Here is a 6705-nt window from a genome sequence, read left to right as displayed (position 1 = left end):
TTCGCGAGCGGTTCGACGCGGCTACTTTTCGCCGTGTCGCGGTTGCGGCCAGCCAGCCAGAGAGGAACCGGACACCGAAATGAAAGGCACTGCCAAGGATGTCACAAGCCGACTCGTCAGGCTACGTCTGGCGGTCGGATCCCGGTCGGTCGAACTAGCGGTGCCCACCGAGGTCCCGCTGACCGACCTGCTGCCGGCGATCCTGCGGCACGCGGGTCAGGACTTGGCCGACCAGGGGGTGGAACACGAAGGGTGGGTGCTGCAACGACTGGGGCAGCCCCCGCTGGACGAGAACCGCACGACCGCCGAAATCGGTCTCGCCGACGGCGAGACCATCTACCTCAGACCGAGGTCGACGGCCTTGCCGGAGATGGATTTCGACGATCTCGTCGACGGGATCGCGAGCCAGATGCGTTCTCGCCGGGACCGCTGGAACGACCGGTTGACGCGGTGGATGTTGTTGTCGTTCGCAGCGTTCGCACTGGCGCTGGGTTGGATGACGCTCGCTGTCGCGGAGAACCCGCTGCTGTCCACTGTGCTCGCCGGAGCCACCGCCGCCGGTCTGCTGGTGGCGGGGGGAACGCTCGCTCGGGCCAAATCCGCAACCGTCACCGGAACGGTGCTGGGTGTCGTGGGCGTCGCCTATGCCCTGCAGTGCGGGTGGTTCTTACCGGTCGCGATCTACGCCGCGGCGCCGCCCGCAATGGGTTTGGTGTGCGCGGCGGTCCTCGGAGCGTTGGTGGCGGTGCTCGCTCTGCTCAGCATCTCTGACGCGGCACTGCTGTTCGCGGGAATCCTGTTACCCGGAGCGCTGATCACCGTGGTGCTGCTGGTGAGCGCCGCCCTGTCGTGGCGCGCCGACCAAGCAGCGGCGTTCGGGCTGGCGCTCTGCGTGGTCCTCATGAGCTTCGTGCCGACCATGTCGTTCCGGTTCGCGGGGCTTTCCCTGCCAGCGCTGCCCAGCAGCGCCGACGAACTGGACGAGGACGTCGAACCGGTCCCGCACGAGACCGTGGTCGAGCGTTCGGCGGTAGCAGCGCAGTACCTGGTCGCCTTCAACATCGCGCTCACGGTGACCGAGGTGGCCCTGTTCACCCTGGTCATCTCCACGTGGCAGCTGTGGCAAGCGGTGCTGGCACTGGTCACCGCCGGGTTGTTGCTGCTGCGCGCGCGTTCGCTGGAAGGTGCCTGGTCGCGGTGGCCGGTGCTGATCGCCGGTGGTTACGGGGCCGCGGTCTTCTGGGCGTGGCTGCTGGTCGGCGCGGATCCGGTATTGCGGCTGGCCGTGCTGTTCCCGGTCTCGCTCGTGCTCGTGCTGGTGCTCCTGCTGTGCGCGCGGGCCATGCCCGGACGGCGGCCCAAGCCGTACTGGGGACGCGCGATCGACATCGTGGAGGGCTTGGTGGCGGTGGCGCTGATCCCGCTGCTGCTGGCGGTCCTCGACGTCTACCTGCTCGTGCGCGGGCTCGCCGGCTGAGGAATGTTCCCGGGCTCGCTTCGCGTAGCGGTGCGAGCTGAGTCCAACACCGCAAGCGGCTACCGCCGCTTGTGAAGCAGACCCAAGCGGTCAGCAAACTTGTCCTATCCGAACCGGTTCTGAGGCGAGCGTTCATGCGATCCCGACGTGACCAGGTCCAGGCCTACTTCTTCGTCGTGGGCAGACTGATCTCCGCGCTGCTCTCCGGGCGGCCGGACGATCCGAACCCACCCACCCGGCGATTCACGGTGAACGCGATCATCGGCTGCCTCGTCGCGGCGCTGGTGGTCGTCGTCTTCGGCATCGCCGGGGTCATCTCCCCGGGCGCGAACAACTCGTGGCGTTCGCCCGGGAGCATCATCGTGGAGAAGGAGACCGGCGCGAAGTACCTCTACCTGGCGGGGAGCCTGCGGCCGGTGCTCAACTTCGCGTCGGCTCGGCTGATCGTCAACAGCCCGCAGGCGAACGTGGTGTCGGTGTCCAGCAATTCGCTGCGGGACGTGCCGCGCGGACTTCCGCTGGGCATCCCGAACGCACCCGACTCGCTGCCCGGACCCGACGCGCTGACGCGCGCGCCGTGGTTCGTCTGCGCCGACACCAGCTACGACAAGTCGAACACGCCGTCACCGGTGACAGAGTTGCAGGTCCGCGAGATCGCGGGTGTCCCGCTGGGTCCGGATTCGGGCCTGCTGGTGTACACACCGGACGGTTCGAAGTACTTGGTGTGGCGAGGAAGCCGGTTCCGGATACCGCAGCAAGCAGTGATCGACGCGCTCGGTTACGGTGCCGTGCGTCCGCTCCCGGTGGCCTCGTCGTGGGTGCAGGCGCTGCCGAGCGGGCCGGACCTGACCGCGCCTGACGTGCCCGAGTTGGGCAAGCCGGCGCTCTCGGTGAAGGGGGAGGCCGGGCGGGTCGGGCAGGTCTACCAAGTGCACAACCCGGTCCTCGGGGACGACCGGTTCTACGTGTTGCTGCCGGACGGATTGGCGCCGTTGAGCCGCACCGGGGCGGGACTGCTGCTGGCGGACCCGGACCTCGCCGCCGCCTATCCCGGCTCGAAGCCGGGCGCGGTGGCGATCGACGCGGCGGCGGTGGGCTCGGTGCCGCGGTCCGCGCTGGCGGCGGTGCCGCCGGAACTGCCGGTGGACCCGCCGAAGATCACCCCGGTGGACCGCAACGACCGCGACGTGCCGTGCGCGCGGTTCGCCGTCGGGTCGGGGGGCGAGGTCCCGGTGGAGGTGGTCATGGTGCGGCGCGACGATGCACGCTTCTCCGGCGTGATCCGGTCGCCGCAGCCGGCGGGCGAGCTGGCCTTCCTGGTCTCGGTTCCGCCGACCTTCGGCGTGCTGGCCCGCGATCTGCCTGCCCCGGGTGCCCCGGCCGGCGCGCGCTACTTGATCACAGATCTCGGGATCAAGTACCCGTTGTCTGGGCCCGATTCGCTCGGGGCGCTCGGCTATGCGGGCGTCGACCCGCTGCCGGTGCCCAGCGAGTTGCTCGCGTTGCTGCCCGACGGCGTAGCGCTGGCGCCGGGCACCGCGACAGAGGTGCGGCCCGGGGACTGATGAGGAATCCCCCTACTGAAAAGGGCGAAGTGTCCGCAACAGCACCACCGGTGCCGTGGGGGTGCTGTCCTGAACAGGGCGATGGAGCGCCCGAATCGACGTGAAACCCATTGATGAGGCCTGAAGAACAGGAGACCGGACGAATGTCTGACCAGACCCGGTTGGTCGCGGAGCGGCTGAACGCGATCTCGACCCAGCACGACAGCACCGGCGAGGAGGTGAAGAGCGCGCGGACCTCGCTGGGCGTGGAGATCGCGACCATGGCGTCGCAGAACAAGGGGTCGATGATCCAGGCCCTCAACGACGTGCACATGGAGTGGGACCGCCAGTGCCTGACGGTGGAGAACGAGCTCCACGCGATGGCGCAGGCGATCCGCGACGCCAGCGCCAAGTACCAGACGCAGGACCAGGACATCGCAGGCCAGGTCCGCCGGAGCGGAATGGGCGCCGAGGGGACCGATATGGGCAACTTCCTCAGGTAGCCGTCGCGGACCACACCCCGAAGCACGAAAGGACGCATACCAATGGATGACGAGATCCAGTACCAGTACACGGCGCTGGGGGCAGGAGTCGAAAAGATGCGCGGGGCGACCAAAGCCCTCGCGCAGAAGATCGACGACCTGAAGAACCAGACGGGCAATCTGCTGCAGTCCTGGGATGCCCAGGCGTCGCAGACCTACAACACGAAGGCCAACAACATCAACGCCGCGTTCACCGCCATGAACGAGACGCTGGACCGGGTTTCCACCGCGGTGGACACCGGGCACCAGAACATGCGGCAGATGGACGGCAAGCTGGCCTCCAGCTTCGAGTGAGCACGCGATGACCGACAACGGTGCCATGCGGGTCGACGTCGTGGAGCTGGGCAAGGCCGCGTCGGTGGTCGCAGGTATCGCCGACGAGTGCGCCGGATACGCCGAGCTGGCCGGGGTCGCGCCCAATGCGGGGGACCTTCCGGCGGGGAAGTGGTTGCAGGACCTGCTCGCTGAACGGCGGGACGAGGTCGCCGCGCACTGCCAGCGGTTGGAACGGGTTTTCCGGGAACTCTCCGAGCGGATGGCGCGGTTCGCGACTGACGTCCAGGCGCTCGACCAGCACAACGGTTCGGCGGTGAAGTCCCTGGGCGACGGGTTGGCCGACGCGTTCGACGGTGCCGTGCGGGGCATTTCCGGCGATCCGGTAGTTCACCAAGTTTGAAACTTGTCCATTGTGGATTTTCGAAGGGAGGTGCGATGACCGGCTCGGACGACGTCCCCGGCGACGTGGACGGGGCCGTGCGGGCGCTGTCCAACGCCGATCCGCACAGCTTCTACGACGCCGCGCAGCGGTTCGACCGCACTGCCGCACGCCTGCGTTCGGCGTCCGGGCAGTTCCGCGGTCGGCTCCGGCACCTGGAGCAGGTTTGGCAGGGCCCCGGTTTCGAGATGTTCTCCCAGTCGGCTGACCAGCTGCTGAACCGGGTCGAACAGGTCGTCGAGGTGCTCGCGGAGCCGAGCTACGCCGGACTGCTCAACGAGCTCGGCGACGCGCTGGCGGAGGCCAATCGGGAGATCGGGGACGTCCGGTCGCAACAGGCCGGTGACGGCGCGGCTGCAGACCCAGAGGTCCGCGCCGAGCAGGACAGCAGGGCGCAGGACGTGCTCCGGAGGCTGGCCAACACCTACCAGAGCACGGGCCGCCGCTTCCGCGCGCCACCGGCACGTCAGGCCTCCGCGCCCGGAGGATCGGTGCACGCCACTGCGGCGGGTTTCCACGGCAGCGCCGGTGCGAGCGGATCGGACTCCGCCGACACCGGGCTGGCCGGTTCGGGAGGCGGAGTTTCCGCTACCGAGGCGAACCAGTCGTCGATGGAAGGAGGCGGCGACTCCGGGGTCACGTCGGGCGAGGTTTCGTCGGCGGACGGGCTCTCGACCATCGAGGAACCGGGTGAAAGCTCGGCCGCCTCCATCTGGAGTTCGGTGCTGCCGACCGCGGCACTGCCTGCCGCAGCGGTGCTCGGGCGGAACACGCGGAAGCGGGACGAGAAGAAGGATGGCCGGCGGAAAAGCGGCGGTGACGAGTCCGAGGAGAGCCGCAAGAGCACTGGGGAAGAGGACGACAGGAACCGCGTTTCCAGCTACCGCGCGGAGGGATCGGAGCCGGAAGGCGCGGAACGGTCAGGTCATGAAGACCGCGATGCGCGCGGCAGTGCATCGGATAGCCGGGCGCAAAATGAAAAGTCCACTTCGGACCTGCGTGCGGAATCCCGAGAGCAGCGGGAATCGGCGCGAGACGGCAACGGTCGGACGGCCGAGACGGTGCCGCCGGACCGTACCGACGCCACCACGGCTCAGCCCCCGGCAGTGCAACCCGCGAATGCGCATTCCCCGGCGGCATCTGGGTCCGCTGCGGCGGCTTTGGGAACATCGCGCTTCCTACCCGGCTCGGCGACGGCCCCGCCGCCACCGCCGCCGACCGGTCTACGCAGTGACGGGGGTTCACTGACCGCTCCGGTGAAAACCGGCTCGGGGCCCACCGGGCAACCGAGCACCGGATCCGCCTCACAGGGGGCGGGCGGCCCGCAGAGCGGGATGCCGCCGATGAACCCGCGCACGATGGGCGGCGCGGGCCAGAAGGAACAGCAGGAATCCGGCCACCAGGAACGCGAACGCAACGTCGCGGAGCACGAGGATCCGAGCACTTGGCAGGTCGGAGCCGGATCGGCGGGTGCGCTCGGTCGAGCGCACCCGGAACGAGGTAAGGAGGACACCGGATGAGCTCCGATGCGCCGCGCTCGCCGCTGGACATGAGTTCGGCGTTGCAGGCACTGGAAGAGCAGCAGGCGAAGCTGGCCGAATTCCAGCGAACGCTGGCCGAGACCACTACCCGGGTCGAGTCGCCGAACCGCATGGTCGCGATCGTGCTCGACGGCCAGGCGGAACTGCGCGAGATCAAGTTCCTCAACACCGACTACCGCACGATGGCCCCCGCCGAACTGGGCGAGATCCTGCTGCGCACCATCCAGCAGAGCCGGGCGAAGGCGGCAGAGAAGGTGCAGGAACTGATGCCCGCCGAAGCCTTCGGCGACGTCGACCTGCACGGGCTCGCCAGCGGCGAGGCGGACCTGGGCGAGATGCTCGGGCAGATCATGCGCCCAGCGCTGGAAGACCCCTTGGGTGGACTCCCCGGGCAGCGGCGAACGCAAGACGAGGCCGACGACGGTTGGGATCGCGGCAGGACTGGATGATCCCGGTCGGCCTTTCGGGCCACCGCGGGTGAGGAGCATGTCATGGCAGATGAGACCTATGTCAATGTCCCGGGCGTCAACGCCGATGCCCAGAAGCTGGCGGAGGCGGTGCGGCGTTTCCAGGGATCGCTGGGCGAGCTGAAGGCCGCGCTGCAGGCGGACGACAAGTGCTGGAGCGAGGACGAGATCGGCAAGGAGTTCGAGAAGAACTACAAGCCGGCGGCGGACAAACTGACCGAGGGGCTGGAGAAGACCGGCACGAACATGCTCCAGGTGGCTGAGAAGGTGTTGCCTGACTCCGCCCGGATGTTGCAGGAGCAGGACGACTACAACGCCCAGAACGTTCGCGCTGCCGCAGCCGATCTCTACCAGGAGTCTCCTTCGGAAACGAAGTCCTGACCGGCATTCCCCAGGTCGGCTGCGAAGAACTCGCGTGG

Annotated in this window: 8 protein-coding genes; all 8 read left to right on the top strand. The window is 68.5% G+C overall.

Translation table 11 applies throughout. From position 1 onward, the window contains the following. Positions 1–79 precede the first annotated feature (79 nt). The 8 genes from eccD (at position 80) to ACWCO2_RS33360 (ending at position 6667) form a co-directional block, all read left to right on the top strand. Positions 80–1477: a type VII secretion integral membrane protein EccD gene (gene eccD / locus ACWCO2_RS33395; protein ID WP_450131790.1), complete on the top strand. Its 1398-nt coding sequence runs from the start codon at positions 80–82 to the stop codon at positions 1475–1477. Between the two features lie 134 nt (positions 1478–1611). Next, entirely contained in the window at positions 1612–3042 is a 1431-nt protein-coding gene (gene eccB, locus ACWCO2_RS33390; RefSeq protein WP_450131789.1) for a type VII secretion protein EccB, read from the top strand. A gap of 143 nt (positions 3043–3185) precedes the next feature. Further along, positions 3186–3524 (top strand): hypothetical protein, encoded by a 339-nt coding sequence (locus ACWCO2_RS33385; protein WP_450131788.1) that lies wholly within the window; start codon positions 3186–3188, stop codon positions 3522–3524. Positions 3525–3566: 42 nt separating this feature from the next. Further along, the gene (locus ACWCO2_RS33380; RefSeq protein ID WP_450131787.1) at positions 3567–3857 is read left to right on the top strand and encodes a WXG100 family type VII secretion target; all 291 of its coding nucleotides are present in this window, start codon (positions 3567–3569) and stop codon (positions 3855–3857) included. Between the two features lie 7 nt (positions 3858–3864). After that, the gene (locus ACWCO2_RS33375; RefSeq protein WP_450131786.1) at positions 3865–4239 is read left to right on the top strand and encodes a hypothetical protein; all 375 of its coding nucleotides are present in this window, start codon (positions 3865–3867) and stop codon (positions 4237–4239) included. 35 nt (positions 4240–4274) lie between these two features. Next, positions 4275–5798 carry a hypothetical protein gene (locus ACWCO2_RS33370; protein ID WP_450131785.1) on the top strand — a complete coding sequence of 508 codons (1524 nt, stop codon included), beginning with the start codon at positions 4275–4277 and terminating at the stop codon, positions 5796–5798. After that, positions 5795–6268 carry a YbaB/EbfC family nucleoid-associated protein gene (locus tag ACWCO2_RS33365; protein ID WP_450131784.1) on the top strand — a complete coding sequence of 158 codons (474 nt, stop codon included), beginning with the start codon at positions 5795–5797 and terminating at the stop codon, positions 6266–6268. The genes ACWCO2_RS33370 and ACWCO2_RS33365 overlap by 4 nt, the downstream gene beginning before the upstream one ends. Before the next feature lie 42 nt (positions 6269–6310). After that, entirely contained in the window at positions 6311–6667 is a 357-nt protein-coding gene (locus tag ACWCO2_RS33360; protein ID WP_450131783.1) for a hypothetical protein, read from the top strand. The last annotated feature ends 38 nt before the right edge of the window (positions 6668–6705 follow it).

This window comes from Saccharopolyspora sp. NPDC002376, assembly GCF_053593195.1.
The sequence above is the reverse complement of the archived record's forward strand: the minus strand, read 5'-3'. Positions and strand labels throughout refer to the sequence as shown.

Coding starts and splice junctions, on each gene's coding strand:
- eccD (WP_450131790.1), top strand. CDS start 80: ATGAAAGGCACTGCCAAGGATGTCACAAGCCGACTCGTCAGGCTACGT.
- eccB (WP_450131789.1), top strand. CDS start 1,612: ATGCGATCCCGACGTGACCAGGTCCAGGCCTACTTCTTCGTCGTGGGC.
- ACWCO2_RS33385 (WP_450131788.1), top strand. CDS start 3,186: ATGTCTGACCAGACCCGGTTGGTCGCGGAGCGGCTGAACGCGATCTCG.
- ACWCO2_RS33380 (WP_450131787.1), top strand. CDS start 3,567: ATGGATGACGAGATCCAGTACCAGTACACGGCGCTGGGGGCAGGAGTC.
- ACWCO2_RS33375 (WP_450131786.1), top strand. CDS start 3,865: ATGACCGACAACGGTGCCATGCGGGTCGACGTCGTGGAGCTGGGCAAG.
- ACWCO2_RS33370 (WP_450131785.1), top strand. CDS start 4,275: ATGACCGGCTCGGACGACGTCCCCGGCGACGTGGACGGGGCCGTGCGG.
- ACWCO2_RS33365 (WP_450131784.1), top strand. CDS start 5,795: ATGAGCTCCGATGCGCCGCGCTCGCCGCTGGACATGAGTTCGGCGTTG.
- ACWCO2_RS33360 (WP_450131783.1), top strand. CDS start 6,311: ATGGCAGATGAGACCTATGTCAATGTCCCGGGCGTCAACGCCGATGCC.